23 protein-coding genes are annotated in these 21290 nt (G+C 71.4%); 11 read left to right on the top strand and 12 right to left on the bottom strand.

Translation table 11 applies throughout. The features are described from left to right. Positions 1 to 30: 30 nt before the first annotated feature. The 5 genes from ACZ5VC_RS10300 (at position 31) to lnt (ending at position 4500) form a co-directional block, all read left to right on the top strand. On the top strand, positions 31 to 921 hold the full coding sequence (locus ACZ5VC_RS10300; protein WP_469119641.1) for an undecaprenyl-diphosphate phosphatase: 891 nt from the start codon (positions 31 to 33) through the stop codon (positions 919 to 921). A gap of 354 nt (positions 922 to 1275) precedes the next feature. Continuing rightward, a complete protein-coding gene (locus ACZ5VC_RS10295; RefSeq protein WP_468707500.1) occupies positions 1276 to 1491 on the top strand; it encodes a hypothetical protein in 216 nt (71 codons plus the stop codon). Positions 1492 to 1594: 103 nt separating this feature from the next. Beyond that, positions 1595 to 2086: a nuclear transport factor 2 family protein gene (locus ACZ5VC_RS10290; protein WP_469119640.1), complete on the top strand. Its 492-nt coding sequence runs from the start codon at positions 1595 to 1597 to the stop codon at positions 2084 to 2086. 4 nt (positions 2087 to 2090) lie between these two features. Beyond that, positions 2091 to 2549 carry a nuclear transport factor 2 family protein gene (locus tag ACZ5VC_RS10285; RefSeq protein WP_469119639.1) on the top strand — a complete coding sequence of 153 codons (459 nt, stop codon included), beginning with the start codon at positions 2091 to 2093 and terminating at the stop codon, positions 2547 to 2549. A 352-nt stretch (positions 2550 to 2901) separates the two neighbouring features. After that, positions 2902 to 4500, top strand: coding sequence for an apolipoprotein N-acyltransferase (lnt, locus tag ACZ5VC_RS10280; RefSeq protein WP_469119638.1), 1599 nt, complete (start codon positions 2902 to 2904; stop codon positions 4498 to 4500). Here lnt and ACZ5VC_RS10275 read toward each other — a convergent pair. Further along, positions 4424 to 5329: a Gfo/Idh/MocA family protein gene (locus tag ACZ5VC_RS10275; RefSeq protein WP_469119637.1), complete on the bottom strand. Its 906-nt coding sequence runs from the start codon at positions 5327 to 5329 to the stop codon at positions 4424 to 4426. The two genes, lnt and ACZ5VC_RS10275, sit on opposite strands and share 77 nt — an antisense overlap. Positions 5330 to 5408: 79 nt before the next feature. Beyond that, positions 5409 to 6617 carry an FAD-dependent monooxygenase gene (locus ACZ5VC_RS10270; RefSeq protein WP_469119636.1) on the bottom strand — a complete coding sequence of 403 codons (1209 nt, stop codon included), beginning with the start codon at positions 6615 to 6617 and terminating at the stop codon, positions 5409 to 5411. 78 nt (positions 6618 to 6695) lie between these two features. Between ACZ5VC_RS10270 and ACZ5VC_RS10265 the strand changes: the two genes are divergently transcribed. The 3 genes from ACZ5VC_RS10265 (at position 6696) to ACZ5VC_RS10255 (ending at position 9588) form a co-directional block, all read left to right on the top strand. Continuing rightward, positions 6696 to 7304: a TetR/AcrR family transcriptional regulator gene (locus ACZ5VC_RS10265; protein WP_469119635.1), complete on the top strand. Its 609-nt coding sequence runs from the start codon at positions 6696 to 6698 to the stop codon at positions 7302 to 7304. Between the two features lie 154 nt (positions 7305 to 7458). Next, the gene (gene rox, locus ACZ5VC_RS10260; RefSeq protein WP_469119634.1) at positions 7459 to 8886 is read left to right on the top strand and encodes a rifampin monooxygenase; all 1428 of its coding nucleotides are present in this window, start codon (positions 7459 to 7461) and stop codon (positions 8884 to 8886) included. Between the two features lie 231 nt (positions 8887 to 9117). After that, positions 9118 to 9588: a hypothetical protein gene (locus ACZ5VC_RS10255; RefSeq protein WP_469119633.1), complete on the top strand. Its 471-nt coding sequence runs from the start codon at positions 9118 to 9120 to the stop codon at positions 9586 to 9588. A gap of 58 nt (positions 9589 to 9646) precedes the next feature. On the opposite strand, the gene ACZ5VC_RS10250 is transcribed toward ACZ5VC_RS10255, so the two are convergent. From ACZ5VC_RS10250 to ACZ5VC_RS10220, 7 genes are all read right to left on the bottom strand, one after another. Next, positions 9647 to 10123 (bottom strand): hypothetical protein, encoded by a 477-nt coding sequence (locus ACZ5VC_RS10250; RefSeq protein WP_469119632.1) that lies wholly within the window; start codon positions 10121 to 10123, stop codon positions 9647 to 9649. A 251-nt stretch (positions 10124 to 10374) separates the two neighbouring features. After that, positions 10375 to 11067 carry a uracil-DNA glycosylase gene (locus tag ACZ5VC_RS10245; protein WP_468707491.1) on the bottom strand — a complete coding sequence of 231 codons (693 nt, stop codon included), beginning with the start codon at positions 11065 to 11067 and terminating at the stop codon, positions 10375 to 10377. 66 nt (positions 11068 to 11133) lie between these two features. Further along, complete coding sequence (locus tag ACZ5VC_RS10240) at positions 11134 to 12711, bottom strand: ABC transporter substrate-binding protein (protein ID WP_469119631.1); 1578 nt, start codon at positions 12709 to 12711, stop codon at positions 11134 to 11136. Between the two features lie 119 nt (positions 12712 to 12830). Next, the gene (locus ACZ5VC_RS10235; RefSeq protein ID WP_469119630.1) at positions 12831 to 13598 is read right to left on the bottom strand and encodes an SDR family oxidoreductase; all 768 of its coding nucleotides are present in this window, start codon (positions 13596 to 13598) and stop codon (positions 12831 to 12833) included. 17 nt (positions 13599 to 13615) lie between these two features. Beyond that, positions 13616 to 14377 (bottom strand): 3-oxoacyl-ACP reductase FabG, encoded by a 762-nt coding sequence (gene fabG / locus ACZ5VC_RS10230; RefSeq protein WP_469119629.1) that lies wholly within the window; start codon positions 14375 to 14377, stop codon positions 13616 to 13618. 166 nt (positions 14378 to 14543) lie between these two features. Further along, positions 14544 to 14927, bottom strand: a complete 384-nt coding sequence (locus ACZ5VC_RS10225) for a DUF3037 domain-containing protein (RefSeq protein ID WP_469119628.1) — start codon at positions 14925 to 14927, stop codon at positions 14544 to 14546. Next, on the bottom strand, positions 14924 to 15775 hold the full coding sequence (locus tag ACZ5VC_RS10220; RefSeq protein ID WP_469119627.1) for a HipA family kinase: 852 nt from the start codon (positions 15773 to 15775) through the stop codon (positions 14924 to 14926). The genes ACZ5VC_RS10225 and ACZ5VC_RS10220 overlap by 4 nt, the downstream gene beginning before the upstream one ends. Before the next feature lie 104 nt (positions 15776 to 15879). Between ACZ5VC_RS10220 and ACZ5VC_RS10215 the strand changes: the two genes are divergently transcribed. Beyond that, a complete protein-coding gene (locus ACZ5VC_RS10215) occupies positions 15880 to 16362 on the top strand; it encodes a Rieske (2Fe-2S) protein (RefSeq protein WP_469119626.1) in 483 nt (160 codons plus the stop codon). Here the strand turns inward: ACZ5VC_RS10215 and ACZ5VC_RS10210 are convergent. Continuing rightward, positions 16349 to 16999, bottom strand: coding sequence for a cysteine hydrolase family protein (locus ACZ5VC_RS10210; RefSeq protein ID WP_469119625.1), 651 nt, complete (start codon positions 16997 to 16999; stop codon positions 16349 to 16351). The genes ACZ5VC_RS10215 and ACZ5VC_RS10210 overlap by 14 nt on opposite strands. A gap of 135 nt (positions 17000 to 17134) precedes the next feature. Here ACZ5VC_RS10210 and ACZ5VC_RS10205 point away from each other — a divergent pair, with 135 nt between their 5' ends. Continuing rightward, positions 17135 to 17602 (top strand): pyridoxamine 5'-phosphate oxidase family protein, encoded by a 468-nt coding sequence (locus ACZ5VC_RS10205; protein WP_469119624.1) that lies wholly within the window; start codon positions 17135 to 17137, stop codon positions 17600 to 17602. A gap of 348 nt (positions 17603 to 17950) precedes the next feature. On the opposite strand, the gene ACZ5VC_RS10200 is transcribed toward ACZ5VC_RS10205, so the two are convergent. Then, positions 17951 to 18895: a LysR family transcriptional regulator gene (locus ACZ5VC_RS10200; protein WP_469119623.1), complete on the bottom strand. Its 945-nt coding sequence runs from the start codon at positions 18893 to 18895 to the stop codon at positions 17951 to 17953. Positions 18896 to 18969: 74 nt separating this feature from the next. On the opposite strand from ACZ5VC_RS10200, the gene ACZ5VC_RS10195 reads away from it, so the two are divergent. Next, positions 18970 to 19938: a DMT family transporter gene (locus tag ACZ5VC_RS10195; RefSeq protein ID WP_469119622.1), complete on the top strand. Its 969-nt coding sequence runs from the start codon at positions 18970 to 18972 to the stop codon at positions 19936 to 19938. On the opposite strand, the gene ACZ5VC_RS10190 is transcribed toward ACZ5VC_RS10195, so the two are convergent. Continuing rightward, the gene (locus ACZ5VC_RS10190) at positions 19929 to 21260 is read right to left on the bottom strand and encodes an aminotransferase class I/II-fold pyridoxal phosphate-dependent enzyme (protein WP_469119621.1); all 1332 of its coding nucleotides are present in this window, start codon (positions 21258 to 21260) and stop codon (positions 19929 to 19931) included. The two genes, ACZ5VC_RS10195 and ACZ5VC_RS10190, sit on opposite strands and share 10 nt — an antisense overlap. Positions 21261 to 21290: the final 30 nt, after the last annotated feature.

Raw genomic sequence — 21290 nt, 5'->3', positions numbered from 1 at the left:
CACAAGTACATCCGGGACGGCCCTAGCCCCATGAGTTGGTTCGAATCATTCATCCTCGGACTCGTCCAGGGGCTGACGGAGTTCCTGCCCATCTCGTCCAGCGCGCACCTGCGGCTGACCGCGGCCTTCGCGGGGTGGCACGACCCCGGCGCGGCCTTCACCGCGATCACCCAGATCGGCACCGAAGCCGCCGTACTGATCTACTTCCGCAAGGACATCGCGCGCATCGTCTCGGCCTGGTTCCGCTCGCTGACCCGCAAGGAGCTGCGCGCGGACCACGACGCCCAGATGGGCTGGCTGGTCATCGTGGGCTCGATCCCGATCGGCGTCCTGGGTGTCACGTTCAAGGACCAGATCGAGGGTCCGTTCCGTGATCTGCGACTCATCGCCACGACACTGATCGTGATGGGCATCGTCCTGGGCGTGGCCGACCGGCTGGCGGCCCGCGACGAGGTGGGCGGACGGCACCGCGCGATCCGGGAGCGCAAGACGCTCAAGGAGCTCGGCGTCAGGGACGGCCTGATATTCGGCGTGTGCCAGGCGATGGCCCTCATCCCGGGTGTGTCCCGGTCGGGCGCCACGATCAGCGGCGGTCTGCTGATGGGCTACACCCGTGAGGCTGCGGCCCGCTACTCCTTCCTGCTGGCCATCCCGGCCGTCCTCGCCTCGGGCGTGTTCGAGCTGAAGGACGCGGGCGAGGGGCATGTCTCCTGGGGGCCCACGATCTTCGCCACGATCATCGCGTTCGGCGTGGGTTATGCCGTTATCGCCTGGTTCATGAAGTTCATCACCACCAAAAGCTTCATGCCGTTCGTCGTCTACCGGGTTCTGCTGGGTGTCGTGCTCTTCGCCCTGGTCGGTGCGGACGTGCTGAGTCCCCACGCGGGCGAATCCGGGACCGTGCCGGTCGGCGCCCACTGAGGACGCCTGACCGCCGGGCGGAGCCCGTCCCCCCGCCGCCGTCGGCGGAACACGGCGGTCGGACGGACGGGCTCTCATCTGCGCAGGCGGGCGGGTGGGCTGCACGCCGGACCAGGGCGGGCCGCCGGACTCGGGGGGTGTTTCCGGCGACCTCTCATTCAGCGACTTCCCGCCTGAACGGACCCGACGAGCGTCTCGCTGCCGGCAGCCCACCGCGAGGGTGTGCGTCGCATATATCCACGCACTCCCTTCACACCCCGTGTGAACGGGACGCGTGCCCACCCGAGGCACGAGGCATGCGAGCAGGTGCGGAGCCGGACTGCGCTTTTCCGGGGCCCGGGGCACCCTGGAGCCATGGCCTGGCAACCACCGATCGTCGTCCACCGCCCCTCCGCCGACGGCGGGCGGCGTGTCACCGTACGCGGACAGATCGTCGGGCTCGCGCACAACGACCGGGACCTCGTCGAGTTCCTGCGGCGCGCCGGCCTCGAAGACGCGGACATGGTGCTGGACGACCCGCACCTGGTGGAGTGGCGCGGCGGTAGGCCACATCGCTGGGAGGCCGCCTAGAACTAGGGCCTGTCGGGAACGTCTGGGAAAGTGCTGGCCACAGCCACAGGTCGAGGTCCGATTGCCGCCAGCGTGGTCCGTCTCGCTTGATCACACTTGCGGCATGACGATTCGATCCCGGAGGGACTCGGTAGCGATCCTCACCGGCATGTACGCGGCCGAGGCGGAGTACTTGGCGGCCGGCGGCCCGGGCGAGGCTCCGTTCAGCCTGCTTGCCCCCTTCTTCGCGCCTGATGTCGTGCTGCATCAAGCCGAGGCTCTGCCCTACGGCGGAATCTGGCGTGGGCACGATGGCATGGAACGGTTCTTCCATGCGATGAGCCATGTGTGGGAGTCGTTCGACATGGCGGAGCAGGAGTTCCTCGCCACCGGCGACACCGCGGTGGTACTCACCCAGATCCGTGCTCGAGCTCGTGCCACCGGCCGCGAGCTCGCGTTCCCGATTTTGCAGACGATCAGGGTCAAGGACGGGCGGATCGCCGAAGTCCGCCCTTTCTACTGGGACACGGAAGCGATCGCCCACGCCTGCGCCCCGTCCACACCGCGGCAACCCGTGCAGGGCCCTTGGCCGCTGACGCTCCCTGCCCGACACTGAACCGATGACGCAGCGCGTGGATCTCGCGACCGTGATGGACCGGCTGTCCATCGACGAGGTGATCACCGGTTACGCGGTGGCCGTGGACGACGCCGACTGGGGCGCCTATCGCGCCCTGTTCACCCGCGACGGCCGGGCCGACTACCGCGGCTCCGGCGGGATCGAGGGCGGGGCCGCCGATGTCGCCGACTGGCTGGCGGAGACGATGCGGCTCTTCCCCGTGCGACAGCACCTCATCGTGAACCGCCGGGTGCGGATCCAGGACATGGGCGGCTACCCGGGCGACAGTGCCGAGGTGCGGGCCGACTACGTGAACCCGATGCGGCTCGCGTCGGGCGACGACTTCCTCTCCGGCGGGCGCTATACCTTCGCCCTGCTGCGCACCGACGCGGGATGGCGGCTGCGTACGGTGACCGTGCACGAGAAATGGCGCCGTATGGCGGGAGCCCTCACCACCGGCTGAGCCCCCTCCGCCGGACGACGAAGCGTCCCAGCCCCCGGCCGGCCTCCCGCCGGATTGGCGGAAGCCCGCAGCCTGGGCCCCCGTCGCACGGCGAGCGTCACAGCCCCCAGACGGGCCCCGTCACACGGCGAGCGCCCGCGCCCCGGCTGAGCCCGTCGCTTGCGAGCCCCGCCCCGGCCGAGCCCCCGCCGTAGGCAGCCGCCCCAGTCACGCGGCGAGCGCCCGCGCCCGCCGCGTCTCTCCCGAGCGCCCCGCGCCGCGCTCCCTCACCGGAGTGCCCTCTGTCCCCGTCCGCCCCACACGCGCACACTGGAGGCGGCATGTTCCCAGAGGCGAACCGTGGAGGCGGAGTATGCGGATACCGGTCGGCCGACGGCGGGAGGCGGCGAACCGGCCGCCGACGTCACCCCGGTGGCGGGCCCTGCTCGCGGTCCCGGCCGGCGCGCTGCCCGCTCTGGCCTTCCCCGCACCGGGCCTCTGGTGGTTCGCGTACGTCGCCCTCGTCCCCTGGATGCTGCTCGTCCGTACGGCTCCGACCGGCCGGCGGGCGGCCGTCGAGGGCTGGCTCGGCGGGCTCGGGTTCATGGTGGCCGTCCACCACTGGCTGATGCCGAGCCTGCATGTGTTCCTGGTGGTCCTGGCCGCGCTGCTCGGGCTGCTGTGGGCTCCGTGGGGCTGGCTGGTGCGCTCCATGACCGGCGGCCTGCCCTCACCCGCCCGCGCGGCGGCCGCGCTCGTCGTCGTCCCCTCCGGCTGGCTGATGGTCGAACTCGCCCGGTCCTGGGAGGGGTTGGGCGGCCCCTGGGGGCTCCTGGGGGCCAGCCAGTGGCAGGTGTCCCCGGCGCTGCGGCTCGTATCGGTCGGCGGTGTATGGCTGGTGAGCCTGCTGGTGGTGGCGGTCAACACGGCGGCGACCCTGCTGGTGGGGGTCGCGGCCGTCCGTGTCACTGCCGCCACGGGTCTGACCCTGTGCGTCCTCGCCACTGGTTCGGTGTGGATGTGGGTGCAGCCCCCACGGGAGACGGGTGAGGTGCGGGTCGCCGTCGTGCAGCCCGGAGTGATCGAGGGGCCCGGTGGCGCCGAACGGCGCTTCACCCGCGGCGAGGAACTCACCCGCGGGCTCGCCGGTCGGGACGTGGATCTCGTCGTCTGGGGCGAGAGCAGCGTGGGGGCGGACCTGACCGGACGGCCCGACCTGGCGCACCGGCTGGCCTCGCTGTCCCGGACGGTCGGGGCGCCGGTACTGGTCAATGTGGACGCGCGGCGGGCGGACCGGCCGGGGATCTTCAAGAGCAGTGTGCTCGTCGACTCCGACGGCCCGACCGGCGACCGCTACGACAAGATGCGGCTGGTGCCGTTCGGTGAGTACGTCCCGGCCCGTTCGCTGCTCGGCTGGGTGACGTCGGTGGGCAAGGCGGCGGGCGAAGACCGCAGGCGCGGCTCGGGCCCGGTCGTGATGCGGCTTCCCGGCGAGAACGGCCTGCGGCTGGGCCCGTTGGTCTGCTTCGAGTCCGCGTTCCCCGACATGAGCCGCAGGCTCGCCCGGGACGGCGCCCACCTCCTGATCGCCCAGTCGGCGACCTCCTCCTTCCAGGACAGCTGGGCGCCGGCGCAGCACGCTTCGCTGGCGGCGCTACGGGCGGCGGAGTCCGGCCGGCCGATGGTCCATGCCACGCTCACCGGCGTGAGCGCGGTGTACGGGCCGGACGGCGCGCGGGCCGGTGCCCCGCTGGGCACCGATCGCAGCGTCTCGGCCGTCTACACGGTTCCGCTCTCCTCCGGCACGACCGCGTACGTCCGGCTCGGCAACTGGCCGGTGTACGGCGCCCTGGCCGTACTGGCCGCGCTGTGCGCCGCCGAGGGCGTACGGTCCCTCAGGCGCCCTGGACCAGGGCCTGCCGCACCACCAGCTCACACAGCTCATGAGTCTCCAGCGCGTCCCGTGCGCTGAGCGTCTTCCCGGCCCGTACGGCGTCGAGGAAGGACAGGACGGCCTGTTCGATGCCGCGCTGCCGGGCGACCGGCACCCAGTCACCGCGCCGGCGCACGGTCGGCTGGCCCTTGTGGTCCACGATCTCGGCGAGGTTGAGGACCTGGCGCTTGCTGTCCTGGCCGGAGACTTCGAGGATCTCCTCGGTGGAGCCGTTCATGCGGTTCATCATGCCGATGGCGGTGAACCCGTCGCCGGAGAGCTGAAGGACCACGTGATGCATGAGTCCGTCACGGATCCGTGCCCGCACATCGGTGTGCTCCACCGGGCCGGGCAGCAGGAACCGCAGGGTGTCCACGACATGGATGAAGTCGTCGAGCACCAGGGTGCGCGGGTCCTCGGGCAGCCCAATGCGGTTCTTCTGCATCAGGATCAGTTCGCGAGGATGGTCGAGGCACTGCGCGTACCCGGGTGCGAGACGGCGGTTGAAGCCCACCGCCAGGCCGACCCCGCGCTTCTCCGCGAGGTCCACCAGGGTTCGTGAGTCGGCCAGTTCGTACGCGAGGGGCTTGTCCACGTACGTCGGCACGCCGGCCTCCAGGAGGCCGCTGACGATCTCGGCGTGCACGGCGGTCGGCGCGTGCACGAACGCGGCGTCGATGCCCGCGGCGATGAGGGAGTCGAGGTCGGTGTGGCGCCGGGCCGGTGGGACGTGGTGTATCCCGGCGACCCGCTCCAAAGTGGCGGGGCTGCGGGTCTGCAGATGCAGTTCGACTCCGGGCAGGGCGCCGAGCACGGGAAGGTAGGCCTTCTGCGCGATGTCGCCGAGTCCGATGCAGCCGACCTTCACGGGGTGTCTCCCTGGATTGGTGATGTGCCGGTCCCCCGGGAGCCGGCGGTGCTGGTTCCCGCGGGAGTTGTCGATGGTGTCACCGCAGGTCGTGCCCGTCGGAAACACCGGCAGCATACGTCGCGGCGGGCGGGCGCCAGTCGGCGATGCCGTCGAAGGCACGCAGCGCCAGGCCGGGTCCGATGCGGGAGACACCCGCCATCACGCCGTCGCGGACGGCCACGGCGGGCGCGCTGGCGAGGGTGGCGAGACGGCCGACCCGCGCGGCCTTGCGGACGAGAGCGGTGGTGCGCGGGAGCCGGTCCGCGGTGTACGCGGCGAGGGAGCGGGCCGGGGCGGCCCCGGGTGCGGCGTGGTGTGCGAGCACGACGGCGTCCTCGATGGCCTGGTTTCCGCCCTGTCCGAGGGTGGGTTCCATGGCGTGCGCCGCGTCGCCGAGCAGCGCGACGCGGCCGCGGTGGAAGGCGGGCAGGGGCACGTCGAGGTGATGGACGTCGTGGCGCAGGACGGCGGCCGGGTCGGCGGCGGCGATGATCGCCGGGATCGGGTCGTGCCAGTCGCCGAACCGGCGCAGCAGTTCGACCCTCTCGTCGGCGGCCCGGCCTCCGGCGGGGGCGACTGTCATCGCATAGGCGTAGATCCGGCCGTCCTTGAGCGGCTGGGTGCCCCACAGGCTCCCCCGCCCCCAGGTCTCGTGGGGCGCGAAGGGCCGCCCGGGGGCGGGGGCGACGAGGCGCCAGGTGGTGAAGCCGGAGTACGACGGGCCCGGGTGGCGCGGGAAGAGCGTGCGGCGGGTCGCCGAGTGGATGCCGTCGGCCCCGACGACGAGTTCGGCCTCGAAGGCGCCGTCCGGGGTGGTGACGACGGCGGGCCGTTCGTCGCCGCCGGCATCGGCGAGTGCGGCCGTGATGCCCGTGCGGATCACGCCGTCGGGGAGGGCGGAGGTGAGGAGGTCGACGAGCGTCGCCCGGTGCAGCAGAACGAGGGGGCCGCCGAAGCGGTCGGCGGCGGCCCGGGCGTTCGTACGGGAGAGCCAGCGGCCGGCCGGGGTGCGCATGCCGCCGTCGCCCTGCCAGGCGGAGAGCGCGCGGACCTGGTCTCCGAGTCCGATGACGTCGAGGGCGCGCTGGGAGTTGGGGGCGAGGCCGATGCCCGCGCCGACCGGCGTGAGGCCGGGCGCCCTCTCCAGGACCGTGACCTGCCAGCCTCGCCGGTGCAGGCCTATCGCGGCGGTGAGTCCGCCGATCCCGGCTCCGATGACGAGGGCACGGCGTTGTTCGGTGTCCATGACTCCCCCTAGGGAAACTACATCTGTAGTGGCACCCTCACCGTACTACAGCTGTAGTTAGGGCGGTAGGTTGGGGACATGCCAGCACAGCGCCCCGCTTCCCGGCCTTCCGACGGCCCCTCCCGCAGCGACCTGATCGGCGACGCCGCACTCGCCCTTCTCGCCGAGCGGGGCATGCGCGGGCTCACTCATCGCGCCGTCGACGAGCGGGCCGGGCTTCCGCAGGGGTCGACGTCCAATCACGCCCGGACGCGCCTCGCCCTGCTGGAGACCGCGGTGAGGCGGCAGGCCGAGCGCGAGGCGCGGGTGCTCACGCCGGACGAGATGCCCGCGCCGGCCGCAGGCCGGGAGCAGCTGGCCGACGCGCTCGCGCAGGCCTTGCACCAGCTGCTCGCCGACCATCGCGAACTGCTCGTCTCCCGCTACGAGCTGGCCCTGGAGGCGACCCGACGCCCCGAGCTGCGGTCCTTCTACGACAACGCGGGGGCCGCCTTCCGCGACCCGGTCGTCGCGCTCATGGCCGCCGCGGGCTCCCCGACACCCCAGCGCCACGCGCTGGCGCTCATCGCCTGGTGCGAGGGGATGATGTTCTCCTGCACCGCTGGCTCGTACCACTCCGCGGTGCCGTCGCGCGCGGAACTGCGTACGGGGTTCGAGGAGTTGCTGCGCGGGCTGCTCGGCGGCTAGGGAGTTTCCTCCGGGCCGGGAAACAACAAAGGCAAGGAGGTCACCCGCTCCTTGCCACTCTCAACTTATAGCGCACCGGGGGGCTTGTGGCAAGACCCGGGTAGTGCCGCAGAATCGTCGGCCGAAGGCCAGTACCTGCGGAAATGAGGCTCTCGTGATCGACGTGATCGTTGCCGGCGGTGGACCGACCGGCTTGATGCTGGCCGGCGAACTGCGGCTGCACGGTGTGCACGTGCTCGTGTTGGAGAAGGAGGCGGAGCCGACCCTGCAGTCCCGCGCGCAGGGTCTGCACGCGCGCAGTATCGAGGTGATGGACCAGCGCGGTCTGCTGGAGCGGTTCCTCCCGCTCGGCAAGAAGTTCACGGTCGGCGGCTTCTTCGCCGGTCTCGGCAATACGTGGCCGGAGCGGCTGGACACGGCGCACTCGTACGTCCTCGGCATCCCGCAGCAGATCACCGAGGGCCTGCTGACCGAGCGGGCCACCGAACTGGGCACCGAGATCCGGCGCAGCTGCGAACTGGTCGGGCTGAGCCAGGACGAACACGGGGTGAGCGTCGAGCTGGCCGACGGCACGCGGCTTCGCTCGCGCTACCTCGTCGGCTGCGACGGCGGTCGCAGCACGGTGCGCAAGCTGCTCGGTGTCGGCTTCCCCGGCGAGCCCTCCACGGTCGAGACGCTGCTGGGCGAGATGAAGTTGACCACTTCACCGGAGGAGCTGGGCGCCGTGGTGGCCGAAGTCCGCAAGACCCAGCTGCGGTTCGGCGCCATGCCCCTGGGCGACGGGATGTACCGCGTCGTCGCGCCCGCCGAAGGGGTGGCCGAGGACCGTACGACCGCGCCGACTCTGGAGGAGTTCAGGCAGCAGCTGCGGGCCTACGCCGGCACCGACTTCGGCGCGCACTCCCCGCGCTGGCTCTCCCGCTTCGGGAACGCCACCCGGAAGGCCGAGCGCTACCGTGTCGACCGGGTGCTGCTGGCCGGCGACGCGGCGCACATCCACCCACCGACCGGCGGGCAGGGCCTCAACCTCGGCGTGCAGGACGCGTTCAACCTCGGCTGGAAACTGGCCGCCGAGGTCAACGGCTGGGCGCCCGAGGGTCTCCTCGACAGCTATGAGGCAGAACGGCACCCGGTGGCCGCGGACGTGCTGGACAACACCCGCGCGCAGATGGAGTTGATGTCCACCGAGCCGGGTCCCCGGTCGGTGCGCCGGCTGCTGTCGGAACTGATGGACTTCGAGGAGGTGAACCGGTTCCTGATCGAGAAGATCACCGGGATCGGGATCCGCTACGACTTCGGCGAGGGGCACGAACTGCTCGGCCGGCGATTGCGGGACGTGGAGCTGAAGCGGGGGCGCCTCTACGGGCTGATGCACGGCGGCCGCGGGCTGCTGCTCGACCAAACCGGCAGGCTGTCGGTGGCGGGCTGGGAGGACCGGGTCGATCACGTCGTCGACATCAGCGAGGAACTGGACGTGCCCGCGGTGCTGCTGCGGCCGGACGGCCACGTGGCGTGGGTCGGTGAGGATCAGCAGGATCTGCTCGGCCGGCTGCCGAAGTGGTTCGGGGCTGCCGTCGGCTGAGCGGCCTCCTCGCCGCGGGGCACCGGGTGGCGGGTCCGGGGTGCGGAGTGGCGGGTCCGGGGTGCCGGGTCCGGGGTGCCGGGTCCGGGGTGCCGGGTCCGGGAAGGGTGGGCGGCGGGGCGGCGGAACCTGGCCAGGTGAGCGTCGTGTCCAGGCCATCGCATCACCCGTGCGGGGCAATCTCGGCACTCGGGGTGGGAAGATCGCGCGCCGCACAGCAGAGTGGCGCGGGTGCATCGAACGAGAACCACAGCAAAGGTCCTGGTGGGGGTGGCGGTCGCGGCCGTCTCCGGCTGCGTGTCGGTGGAGGCGGGACCGGCCCCCGGGGCTCTGCCGGTCCCCGAGGTGAGCAGCCCGGCCGCCGCGCAGGACGTGGAGCCGCAGATCGTCCAGTCGCCCGCCAGAGAGGCGCTGGAGGCCGTCATGCCCTCCCCCGAGGCCACACCCTCCACGCCGCCCCGCCGAACCGCGCCGAAGGCGGAGAAGGTCCCCGCCGAGAAGACCGCCCGGCAGCACCGGCCCGACGCCCCGGGCCGAGGGTGGCAGCGCGACCTGCCGGAGCTGCCACCCTCGGTGCGGCTGCCCCCGGCGGCCCACTCCCAGGTGGGCAGCCACGACCTGTGCGAGCTGGGCAAGAAGTACGGAGGGTGGCAGCCGCACAGTCCGCAGGCCCGGATCTGCGAGGACGCCTACGGGCAGTGAGGACCGGGCAGCCTTCCGGAATCCGGTCGCCGCTCGGCCGTCCGTCCCCACCGCCGGTTCATTCGGCGCTCAGGCGTCCGTCCAGCCGGTCGATGGCCGTTCTGACCCCGTGGCCGTAGCCGTCGTCGGCCAGCGCTTTCGACGCCGCGCGGGCCCGGTCCAAATGGATCCGCGCGTCGTCGGGCCGCCGCAGCTTCACGTAATCGGCGGCCAGATTGAGGTGGAGCGAGGGGTACAGCGCCCGCAACGCGACTGCCGTGTCGTGCTGGGCCAGCCGCTCCTCGTCGAGCGCGTCCGCCGCCGTCAGAGCCCGGAGGTCCCAGGCCAGCTCGTCGTCCGGGTCGTCCTGCGCGTCGGCCATGTAGTGCGCGAGCGTGCACCGGTGCAGGGGGTCCCCCTCGGCGCCGATCTGCTCCCACAGCTGGCCGAAACGGTTGCGGGCCTCCTCCCGGTCGCCACCGTGGAGCAGCATCATCGCCTGCCCGATCCTGGTCATCACGTCGTCGTCCCCCGGCGCCTGCTGCTGCTCGGTCACTGCGGCCTCCGTGCTCGTGAGACCTTCGACGCTAGCGGCCGCGGCCGATGACGGCCGAGAGGCTCGGGCACCACCCCGAGCCTGTCAGCCGGACGCCCGGTCCGTACCCCCTACACGGACTTCGGCCGCGGACCGGGGCGCGGGCTCCGGGCAAGGACCCGAACCCGAAAACCCGCGAACCCGCGCAGGCCGCCGCACGGATCCAGAGACGGACCCGGCCGGCCACCGCGCACGGGCGTCCGCCGCAGGCCCTAGCCCTGGACGCCCAGGTCCGGGATGCGCCAGTCGATCGGCTCGTGGCCCTGCGCCGCGACCGCCTCGTTGATCTGCGTGAACGGGCGGGACCCGAAGAACTTCTTCGCGGAGAGCGGCGAGGGATGCGCCCCCTTCACCACCACGTGCCGCTCCTCGTCGATCAGCGGCAGCTTCTTCTGCGCGTAGTTGCCCCAGAGCACGAAGACCGCCGGGTCGGGCCGCTCGGCCACCGCACGGATCACCGCGTCGGTGAACTTCTCCCAGCCCTTGCCCTTGTGCGAGTTGGCCTCGCCGCCCCGCACGGTGAGCACCGCGTTGAGCAGCAGCACGCCCTGCTCGGCCCACGGCATCAGATACCCGTTGTCGGGAACCGGGTGGCCGAGCTCCTCCTTCATCTCCTTGTAGATGTTCCGCAGGGAGGGAGGCGTCTTCACACCGGGCCGCACCGAGAAGCAGAGGCCGTGCCCCTGCCCCTCTCCGTGGTAGGGGTCCTGGCCGAGGACGAGGACCTTGACCTTGTCGTACGGCGTGGCGTCCAGCGCGGCGAAGACCTCGTCGCGCGGCGGATAGACCGGCCCCTTGGCCCGCTCCTCCTCGACGAACTCGGTGAGCTGCTTGAAGTACAGCTTCTGCAGCTCCTCGCCGAGGACGCCGCGCCAGGACTCGGGCAGCATGTCGGTGTCGGTCACGTCAACAACCTCCGGTAGGCGATCACTTCTTGCGAAGAACCTACCGGGGGCCACTGACAATGCCCGCTACCAGCTCTTCTTCCGCTGGAGCTCCCACAGCTGCATGACCGTCTGCGGGTCCATCGCGCGCTCGCCGCCCGCGATCTCCTCGCTCGCGGCGACATACAGCTTGCCCTGCCACAGCGGCAGCAGCCGGACGTCGTCGACCAGGATCTGCTGGGCCTGCTCGAACTGCTTGGCGACGGCGCCGCGGTCGCTCTCTCGCCGGGACTGGGGCAGCAGCTCCTTGGTGATCACGGGGCTGTCGTACGGCGTGCGCAGCACGTTGTTCTTGCCGACGAACGGCGCGATGAAGTTGTCCGGGTCCGGGAAGTCGGGGAACCAGCCTCGTCCGAAGACGGGGTACTGGCCCTTCTGGTAGCCGGCCTGGAACTCCTTCCACGGCTTGCCCTGGATCGTCACCTTGAAGAGGCCCGACGCCTCGAGCTGCCGCTTGAGCTCGGCGAACTCCTTGGCGGTCGCGGAGCCGTACCGGTCGGTGGTGAACCAGAACGTCAGCTCCACCGGCTTGTCGATGCCGGCGTCGCGGAGGATCTTCTTCGCCTTGTCGACGCTCGGGTTCTGGTAGCGGTCGTAGAAGGCGGTGGTGTGCCCGGCGATGCCCTTGGGGACCATCGAGTACAGCGGCTCGGCCGTGCCCTGGTAGACCTTGGCGACCAGCGCTTCACGGTCGATGATCTGGGCGATCGCCTTGCGGACCGGGAGCTTGCGCACCGAGGGGTCGGCGGGGTTGAAGACCAGGTAGCGAATGTCCGCTCCGGTCGATTCGACCAGCTGGAGCCCTTCGTTCTCGGGCTTCTTCTCCTGGAGGTCGACGACCTCCTCCGCGGTGAGACCGCGGTTGGTCGCGTCGATCTCCTTGTTCTTCAGCGCCGCCACCATCGCCTCGGACTCCTTGAAGTACCGGATGGTGACGCCACTGTTCTTGCGGTCCGCGAAGCCCTTGTACTGGGGGTTGCTGCCGAGCTCCGCCTTGTTGCCCTCTTCGTACGACTCGAGGACGAAGGGGCCCGAGCCGAGCAGCTTGCCGTCCTCACGCAGCTTGTCCGCGGGATACTCGGCCGGGTCGACCAGGGACATCGCGGGGGTGGCGAGGATGAACGGGAAGGTCGCGTCCGGCTGGGTCAGACGGAAGGTGACCTTGCGGTCGCCGCTGACGTCGATCGTTCCGAGAGAGCCGAGCAGGCCGTTGGGGCCACCGTCGACGTTGATCTTCCGGATGCGCTCGATGGAGTGCCGTACCGCCTTGGCGTCCAGCGGGTGCCCGTTGGAGAACGTCAGCCCCTCACGGAGCGTGCACTCGAAGACCTGGCTCGCCGAGTCGGTGAACTTGCAGTCGGCGGCGTCGGGCTGTGGTGTGGTGCTTCCGGTCGGGAAGCTCAGGAGCGTCTGGAAGACATTCCGGTACAACTCCCACGAACCGTCCCAAGAGGCAGCCGGATCGAGCGTGCTGGGCGCGCTCGTCGTGCCGACGACGATCCGCTTCTCCCCATCCCCGTCATCGCCCGAAAAGGCACTGCATCCGGACACCAGGGATATGGACGCAAGGGCTGCAGCGACCTGCAGACTGGTCCGGTTGAACACGTGCGCACGCTCCTCGTTCAGCCATGGGTCGGCCGACCATACCGCAGCGCCCCGCCAGGTCAATGCGGAGCCCTGGCGGGGCACTTGAGTCAATCACTGGTCATTCAGGACAATACGGGTCAGCCGACTCCGGCATTGAGGAAAATTCCCCCGTCGACGACGAGCGTCTGGCCGGTGATCCAGTCCGACTGCGCGGAGGTGAGGAAGGCGGCCGCGCCCCCGATGTCCTCGGGCACGCCCAGCCGGCCCAGCGGGTACGCGGCGGTGACCTCTTCCTCCCTGTCCGCGTAGAGCGCCTCGGCGAACTTCGTCCTCACCACGGCCGGGGCGATCGCGTTGACCCGTACGGCCGGGGCGAACTCGTGCGCCAGCTGCAGGGTCAGGTTGACCATGGCGGCCTTGCTCATGCCGTACGCGCCGACGAACGGCGAGGCGGCGAGCCCGGCGACCGACGCGATGTTCACGATCGCACCGCCGTTCTCCCTCTGCCAGGCCTTCCAGGTCTGCTGGGCGAAGCCCAGCGCCGAGATCACATTGGTCTCGAAGACCTTGCGGGCCACATTGAGGTCGAGGTCCGCAATGGGGCCGAAGACCGGGTTGGTGCCCGCGTTGTTGATCAGGAAGTCGACGCGGCCGAAGGCCTCCATGGCCCGCTCGACGGCGACGGCCTGGTGGGTCTCGTCGTGGGCCTTGCCCGCGACGCCGATGACCCGGTCGGCACCGAGCCGCTCGACGGCCTCCTTGAGGGCCTCCTCGCCCCGGCCCGTGATGCACACCCGGTCGCCGCGGGCGACCAGCGCCTCGGCAACGCCGTAGCCGATGCCCCGGCTGGCGCCGGTGACCAGCGCGACCTTGCCGGACAGCTCGGGAAGTTCCTTTGCGGTCATGTTCTTCACCCTTCGCTTCAGTTGAGCGGGCCGCCGGCCACGTACATGACCTGGCCCGAGACGAAGCCGGCGTCGTCGCCGGTGAAGAAGGCGATCGCGTTCGCGATGTCCTCGGGCCGGCCGACCCGCTGTACCGGGATCTGGGTGGCGGCGGCGGCCTGGAACTCCTCGAATCCCATGCCCATGCGCGCGGCGGTCTGCGCGGTCATCTCGGTGACGATGAAGCCGGGGGCGACGGCGTTGGCGGTGATGCCGAACTTGCCGAGCTCCTTGGCGAGGGTCTTGGTGAAGCCCTGGAGGCCCGCCTTGACCGCGGAGTAGTTGGCCTGGCCCCGGTTGCCCAGCGCGGAGCTGGAGGACAGCGAGACGATCCGGCCGAAGCCCGCGTCGACCATGTGCTTCTGACAGGCCTTGGCCATCAGGAACGCGCCCTTGAGGTGCACGTTGATCACGGTGTCCCAGTCGGACTCGCTCATCTTGAAGAGGAGGTTGTCGCGCAGGACGCCCGCGTTGTTCACGAGGATCGTCGGCGCGCCGAGCTCCGTGGCGACGCGCGCGACGGCGGCCTCCACCTGGGCGCTGTCGGAGACGTCGCAGCCGACGGCGATGGCGGTGCCACCGGCGGCGGTGATCTTCTCGACGGTGTCCTTGCAGGCCGCCTCGTCGAGGTCGAGTACGGCGACGGCGCGGCCCTCGGCCGCGAGCCGTACGGCGGTCGCGGCGCCAATGCCCCGTGCCGCGCCGGTCACGACGGCGACGCGCTGCTCGGTGGTGGACATGCTGGTTCTCCTCGCCCTTGGATCCCTTGGATGCGGCCCACACCATGCGTCCCGCAGATGAGCGACCGCTTAGTACCTTCCGCAGACGAGACGCTAGAAGCCCTGGCACCCGGTGTCAACGGCCCACCGGGTGCGCCCGCTCACTCCCCGTCGCAACCCTGGTCGATCAGCGCACCAGAAGATCGAGCAGCCTTTCGACCTCGGCCTCCGGATCGGTGGTGAGTCCGGTGTGCACCGGGCCCGGCTGGACGACCGTGGAGCGGGGCGCGATGAGCCAGCGGAAGCGCCGTCCGGCGTCATCACGGGCCGCCTGCCCCGCGTCTTCCCCTCCCCGGCAGACCCCCTCGACGGCGTGCAGGGCCGCCCGTACACCGATGACGTCGGCTCCCGGGTCGAGGGCCTTCAGTTTGGTCTCGTCCAGATGTGTCCTGGCGGCCACGAAGGTCTTGGCTCGGCAGTAGACCACCACCCCGGCGTTGAAGTACTCGCCGCGCTCGACACGGGGCACCACGCGCAGCAGCGCGTACTCGAAGACGTCCCGGTCGCTCACTGGTCGCCGTCCTTCTTGCTCTTGGTGGGGTGCGGCCAGGGAGCGAGGTGGTCGGTCAGCCAGCCCGGCGCCCGCGACGGCGTGCGCTCGGCGCGCGGCCCGAGGTTGATCCGTTCGTGGATGGTGGCGGCGCGCGGCAGGAGGGCCTCCACATAGGCGCGCCGCAGCGCGTCGGTGGCCTCGAAGCCCGGCTCGTCGACGAGCCACTCGTCGGGGACGTCGGCGGTCACCTCGGTGAGCAGGTCGCGGGTGACCAGGGGTGCCAGCTCGGCGGCCGCCGTGGCCACGTCCGGCGCGAAGGGCGCGAGGACATGGTCGGAGGCGTCGTACGGCTTGGCGGTGGAGGCCTCGACGCCCGGCCAGTTGTGGTGCCAGATCATGGTGGCGCCGTGGTCGATGAGCCAGACGTCGCCGTGCCAGACGAGCATGTTCGGATTGCGCCAGGAGCGGTCGACGTTGTTGATCAGGGCGTCGAACCAGACGACCCGGCCCGCCTCCGCCGGGTCCACCTCGTATGCGAGCGGGTCGAATCCGAGCGAGCCCGGCAGATAGTCCATGCCCAGGTTCAGCCCGCCGCTCGCCTTGAGCAGCTCCTGCACCTCCTGGTCGGGCTCGGAGAGGCCGATGACGGGATCGAGCTGGATGGTGACCAGTTCGGGCACGCGCAGCCCGAGCCGGCGGGCCAGCTGTCCGCAGATGACTTCGGCGACCAGGGTCTTGCGGCCCTGCCCCGCGCCGGTGAACTTCATGACGTAGGTACCGAGATCGTCGGCCTCGACGATGCCCGGGAGCGAGCCGCCCTCACGCAGGGGCGTGACATAGCGGGTCGCTGTGACTTCGGAGAGCATTGGCCCAGATTACTTCGGGGTAGTGCGCCGGTTCGTTGAACGTCGGGGCGCCGGCGCCCGTACTCCCGCGTGAATCAGTCACCGCATCGGAAGGGGAGCCCGGTATGACCGGATCGCAGGGGACCGCTCGGAAGGTCACGCGCCGTACCGTCGTCGCGGCGGCGGGAGGGGCGGGGCTCGCCGCGGCGCTGACCGCCTGCGGCGGCTCGGACGACAAGGCCGGTTACGGCGCGGACAAGCCGGACGCGGGTTCGGCGGGCGCGGGGGGCTCGTCGGGCTCGTCCGGCGGCGGGGGCCAGGGCGAGGTCCTCGCGGCCACGGCGGACATCCCCGTCGGCGGCGGCAAGGTCTTCGGCGACAAGGGCGTGGTGGTAACCCAGCCGACGGCGGGGCAGTTCAAGGCCTTCTCGTCCAAGTGCACCCACGCCGGCTGCGGTGTGAAGGACGTCAGCGACGGCGTCATCGCGTGCCCGTGCCACGGCAGCAAGTTCGACGCGACGGACGGCAGCGTCAAGGCCGGTCCCGCCACCACGCCGCTGCCGGCCGCCGCGATCACGGTCGAGGGGAGTTCGATCAAGCTCGCGTGACCCGTCGCGGCCCCTTCCAGCAGGCGAGTATCTCGTCGGTGGTGGTGACCGTGGAGACCAGGGAGAGCGTGTGGCGGATCATCGCGGGGGTGTAGTCGGCCGGCACCCCCGCGATGGCGTCCGCCGGGACGACGGCCGTGTAGCCGAGGTTGACCGCGTCGAACACGGCGTTGGGGATGGCGACGTTCGCCGACACCCCGGTCACGATCAGCGTGCGGCAGCCGAGGTTGCGCAGCAACGGATCGACGTCGGTTCCGGCGAGCGGTGACAGCCCGTGCAGGCGCCGTACGACCAGATCCTCGTCGGTGACCTCGATCGGCTCGGCGATCCGTACGGCGGTGCTGCCGCTGTGCTGCTGCACGGGCAGGCGTCCGGCGGCCCGGAAGAGGCGCGCGTTGCGGTTGGAGCCACGGCCGTCGGGCCGCCGCTCGGCCACCGCGTGCAGGACCTGCACCCCGGCTTCGTGCGCGCCGGCCACGAGCCGGGCGACCTGGTGGAGCACGCCCGACGAGCGTGCGGCCGCCGCGAGTTCGGGCAGCGCGCTCTGCTTGCCGACGACGCCCTGCTGGCATTCGACGGTGAGCAGCACGGTCGCGGCCGGTTCGATCTGTTCCACGAGCTGCGCGTACGACGGCATGCGGTCCCCCTCATCACCTCGTGGGTCACCTCTCGGGTCACCTCCTGGGCGCGCGAGGCTAGTTCCCATTGCGCGGGGACGGAAGAGCCCCCATGATTTCTGACACTCCATCAGGAATACGGAAGGGGACGGCCGATGACCGTCACACAGCGCCGTGGACGCCGGATCATGATGAGCCCGGCCGAGCTGGACGCGTTCCTCACCGAGCAGCGCACCTGCCGGGTGGCGACCGTCTCGGCGGACGGCCGCCCCCATGTCAGCGCCCTGTGGTTCGCCTGGGACGGGACCTCCCTCTGGCTCTACTCGATCACCCGCAGCCGCCGCTGGGCCGAGCTGCGCCGCGATCCGCATCTCGCGGTGGTGGTGGACGACGGGGTGGAGTACGGGGAGCTGCGCGGGGTGGAGCTGTCCGGCACGGCCGTCTTCGTCGGGGAGGCGCCCCGCACCGGCGAACCGTGCCCCGAACTGGACGCGGTGGAGCGCCTCTTCGCCCGGAAGAACTTCGGCCTGGACGAGATGCCGCACGACGGCCGGCACGCCTGGCTCCGGCTGACGCCCGACGCCGTCGCGTCCTGGGACTTCCGCAAACTGGCCGGCCTCTAGTACTGGTCTCCAGGGGCTCACGTTCGGATCCTGCCGGGTGGGTGACCTCGCCGGTCCACTGGCCTCCGGCCGGCCCTCTGCTGTGAGCCAGGGCGGCGGCGCCGCCGCTGGCGGCCGCTGGCGGCAACGCGTATCAGGCGCTCCCGTACGGTCTCGGTCACGCGCATCTCGGTCACCCTGCCGGGCGCCGCCCCCTCCGCCCAAGCCACCGCTCAGCCACCTGCGCCGCGAGTAGCCACGGCTACCCCGGCGAGACCACAGCTCCTCCCCGTCACCCGGCTGAACAGGAAGCCGCACGGCTCGCCATCGGCTGGAAACGTTATTGCAGAGCACCGGAAAGCTGCACACCTAGGCCGCGCCTTCGCGTTCCGTCCTCCCGGCGATCTGGGGCGTCGCCTGCGCGCGCCCCACCTCCCGCAGCGCTTCAACGGCCGCCCGGATGGACGGCCGCCGGTCGGCGTCCGCCCGCCACACCGCGTAGATGTGCCTCCGCATCTTGTGCCGTACGGGCACGAACGCGACGCCTTCCGGCGTCGGGCCCCGCCCCAGCCGTGGCGTGACGCAGACGCCGAGCCCGGCCTCGATGAGGGCGAGCTGTGTGTGGTGCTCACCGGCGAGGTGGGCGATGCGCGGCTCGATCCCCTGGGAGCGCAGGGTGAACACCAGCCAGTCGTGACAGAACTCGCCTTCGGGCCAGGACACCCAGTCGTCCTCGGCGAAGTCCTCCAGGTCGACCTCGTCGCGCCCCGCGAGCGGGTGGTCGGCCGGCATCGCGACATCGGCCGCGTCGTCGAGGAGCTGCGCCATCGCCAGCCCGCCGGGCACCGGCAGCCGCTTGTTGCTCCAGTCCAGGACGACGGCGAGGTCGACATCGCCCCGGATGACCCGCTGGATGCCCTGCTCGGGCTCCAACTCCAGGGTGCGTACGCGCAGTTCGGGGTGGCTCTGCCGCAGGGCCAGGACGGCCCGGGGGAACAGACCGCGCATCGCCGTCGGGAAGGCCGACAGTCGCACCTCCCCCACGACCTGTCCGCGCTGCGCCTCGATGTCCGCCTGGGCCAGCTCGACCTGGGACAGGATCCGCGCGGCGTGGTCGGCGAGCAGCTGTCCGGCGTCGGTGAGCCGGACCCCCCGTCCGTTCTTGGCGAGCAGCTGCTGGCCGACCTCGCGCTCCAGCTTGGACAGCTGCTGGGAGACGGCCGAGGTGGTCACATGCAGTCCGTCGGCCGCGCCGCTCACCGAGCCGTGCCGGGCGAGGGCATCCAGGGTACGCAGGCGCTCCAGATTCAACATGTAAGCAATGCTAATCGAATACCTCGACGAAAAGTCGCTTGTTCTACGAGATGGGCTCCGTCAAGGTGGCGTGTATGAGCACCGTCGTCCCGGCCAGGGACCTCCCGACCACGGCGTCCGCCGCCCCGCGGCCACCCCGCCGCCACGCGCTCGACTGGCGCGTCCGCTTCGCCGTGCTCTCCCTCATCTGGGGGTTCAGCTTTCTGCTCATCAAGGTGGGAACGCAGGCGTACGCACCCTTCCACGTCACCTTCGGCCGCCTTCTGTTCGGTACGGCGGTGCTCGCCGCCGCCATGGCCGTGAAGCGTGAGCGGCTGCCGCGCAGAGCCCGCACCTGGGGCCATCTCACGGTCGCCGCGTTCTTCCTCAACGCCTTGCCGTTCTCGCTGTTCGCCTACTCCGAGCTGACGATCCCCTCGACCCTCGCCGGCATCTGCAACGCCACGACCCCCCTGTGGGGCATGGCCCTGTCGATGGTCGCGCTCTCCGAGGACCGCCCCACCCGCCGCCGCGCGGCCGGTCTCGGCATCGGATTCGCCGGGGTTCTCACGGTGCTCGGCGCCTGGCAGGGCTTCTCGGGGCTGGACGTCACCGGCACCGCGATGGCGTTGCTCGCCTCGCTCAGCTACGCCGTCGGCTGGATCTACGTGCGCCGGACCCTGGGCGGCAACAGCACCTCCCATCTGTCCCTGACCGGCGCGCAACTGGGCCTGGCGACCCTCCAACTGGCCGCCGTCACCCCGCTGTTCACCGACCTGCCGGCCTCCTTCCCGGCGGTGCCCCTGCTCGCGGTGCTGGCGCTCGGCGCCCTCGGCACCGGTTACGCGGTCCTGCTCCAGTACGGCCTGGTTGCCGAGGTCGGCCCCACGACCGGCTCGATGGTCACCTACTTCATCCCCGTCATCGCGACCGCGGCCGGTGTCGCGCTCCTCGACGAACACCTCGCATGGAACACCCCGCTGGGCGCGTTGATCGTGCTCGCCGGCGCGGCTCTGACGCAGAGCCGGCCCTCCGCGCGCCGGCGAGCCCCGTCTCAGCCGTAGCTGCGGGCGGGGGCCGGTCCGAGCGCCGCCGCCACCGCGTCTGCGGCCGGAGCGATTTCGTCCGGAGTCAGGGCGGAGACGGTCAGCCGGATGCCGGGCCCGGCGGCCATCCGGAACCTGGCTCCCGGCGCGACCGCCCACCCCGCGTGCAACAGCCGGGCGACCGCGCCGGTCTCATCGGCGACCGGCACCCACACGTTCAACCCACTGCGCCCGTGCGCCTCGACCCCCCGGTCGGCCAGCGCCCGCACGAGGGCGTCCCGCCGCTCCGCGTACGACCGCGCCACCGCCCGCGAATCGACCGCTCCCGTCTCCCAGAGATGCGCCACGGTCCGCTGCAGGACCCGGCTGACCCACCCCGGCCCGAGCCGCTGACGGCCGAGCACGCGGTCCACGGTGACCGCGTCCCCGGTCAGCGCGGCGACCCGCAGATCCGGCCCGTACGCCTTCGCGGCCGAGCGCACGAAAGCCCAGTGGTCGGTCACCCCCGCCAGCGGGTGCACCGGCAGGTCGACGATGCCGTGCCCATGATCGTCCTCGATCAGCAGCGTCCGGGGGTGGCGGGCGAGCACCGCGCGCAGCTCGGCGGCGCGCGCCGCGGACACGGCGGCCCCGGTGGGGTTCTGCGCGCGGTCGGTGACGACGAGCGCCCGGGCACCGGCCCGCAGCGCCCGTTCCGCGCCGTCCGCCAGCGGCCCGTCGTCGTCGACCGTGACCGGTACCGGCTTCAGACCCAGGGCCGGGACGAGATCGAGGAGGCTCCCCCACCCCGGATCCTCGATGGCCACTGCGTCGCCCGGTCGCAGATGCGCGACGAGCACGCGCTCGATCGCGTCCAGCGACCCGGAAGCGACGGCGACGGGCCCGTCGGGCACCCCGTCCACGTCGAACGCGGCGCGCGCGAGCCGCGCGAAGCCGGCGTCCACCGGCTCCTGGCCGTAGAGCCCGGAGCGCCCGTCGTCGGGGCGGATCGCCGCGGTGAGCGCCTCGCCGAGCGGAGGAAGCAGCACGGGATCGGGACTGCCGTTGGCCAGATCGCGCACGCCTGCCGGGGCGTCGATCTGAAGGGATGAGCGCGAGGTCGTGGCGGGCAACGACCGGACGCGGCTCCCCCGCCTGCCCGCCGTCTCGATGACTCCTCGCTCGCGCAGCGTGCGGTAGGCCGCCGCCACCGTATTGGGATTCACTCCCAGTTCGGCGGCCAACTCCCTCATGGGCGGCAGGTGTTGACCAGGGGCGAGCGCCCCGGTCCCGACCCCTTGCTCGACGCTCGCGGCAATCTCCGATGCGCGGCGCCCAACGATCCGATACTCTCCTAGCACAAACATAATTATGCACTAGTGCAATGGAGA

The sequence above is a fragment of the Streptomyces sp. NPDC033174 genome, from assembly GCF_055577795.1.
This window is presented reverse-complemented; position numbering and strand designations above follow the sequence as displayed.

Bases quoted from the DNA above. Each gene is read 5' to 3' on its own strand.
- ACZ5VC_RS10285 (WP_469119639.1), top strand. From the start codon at position 2,091: ATGACGCAGCGCGTGGATCTCGCGACCGTGATGGACCGGCTGTCCATC.
- ACZ5VC_RS10290 (WP_469119640.1), top strand. From the start codon at position 1,595: ATGACGATTCGATCCCGGAGGGACTCGGTAGCGATCCTCACCGGCATG.
- fabG (WP_469119629.1), bottom strand. From the start codon at position 14,377: ATGTCCACCACCGAGCAGCGCGTCGCCGTCGTGACCGGCGCGGCACGG.
- ACZ5VC_RS10270 (WP_469119636.1), bottom strand. From the start codon at position 6,617: ATGGACACCGAACAACGCCGTGCCCTCGTCATCGGAGCCGGGATCGGC.
- ACZ5VC_RS10235 (WP_469119630.1), bottom strand. From the start codon at position 13,598: ATGACCGCAAAGGAACTTCCCGAGCTGTCCGGCAAGGTCGCGCTGGTC.
- ACZ5VC_RS10300 (WP_469119641.1), top strand. From the start codon at position 31: ATGAGTTGGTTCGAATCATTCATCCTCGGACTCGTCCAGGGGCTGACG.
- ACZ5VC_RS10295 (WP_468707500.1), top strand. From the start codon at position 1,276: ATGGCCTGGCAACCACCGATCGTCGTCCACCGCCCCTCCGCCGACGGC.
- ACZ5VC_RS10210 (WP_469119625.1), bottom strand. From the start codon at position 16,999: ATGCCGTCGTACGCGCAGCTCGTGGAACAGATCGAACCGGCCGCGACC.
- lnt (WP_469119638.1), top strand. From the start codon at position 2,902: ATGCGGATACCGGTCGGCCGACGGCGGGAGGCGGCGAACCGGCCGCCG.
- ACZ5VC_RS10200 (WP_469119623.1), bottom strand. From the start codon at position 18,895: ATGTTGAATCTGGAGCGCCTGCGTACCCTGGATGCCCTCGCCCGGCAC.
- ACZ5VC_RS10205 (WP_469119624.1), top strand. From the start codon at position 17,135: ATGACCGTCACACAGCGCCGTGGACGCCGGATCATGATGAGCCCGGCC.
- ACZ5VC_RS10215 (WP_469119626.1), top strand. From the start codon at position 15,880: ATGACCGGATCGCAGGGGACCGCTCGGAAGGTCACGCGCCGTACCGTC.
- ACZ5VC_RS10265 (WP_469119635.1), top strand. From the start codon at position 6,696: ATGCCAGCACAGCGCCCCGCTTCCCGGCCTTCCGACGGCCCCTCCCGC.
- ACZ5VC_RS10195 (WP_469119622.1), top strand. From the start codon at position 18,970: ATGAGCACCGTCGTCCCGGCCAGGGACCTCCCGACCACGGCGTCCGCC.
- ACZ5VC_RS10220 (WP_469119627.1), bottom strand. From the start codon at position 15,775: ATGCTCTCCGAAGTCACAGCGACCCGCTATGTCACGCCCCTGCGTGAG.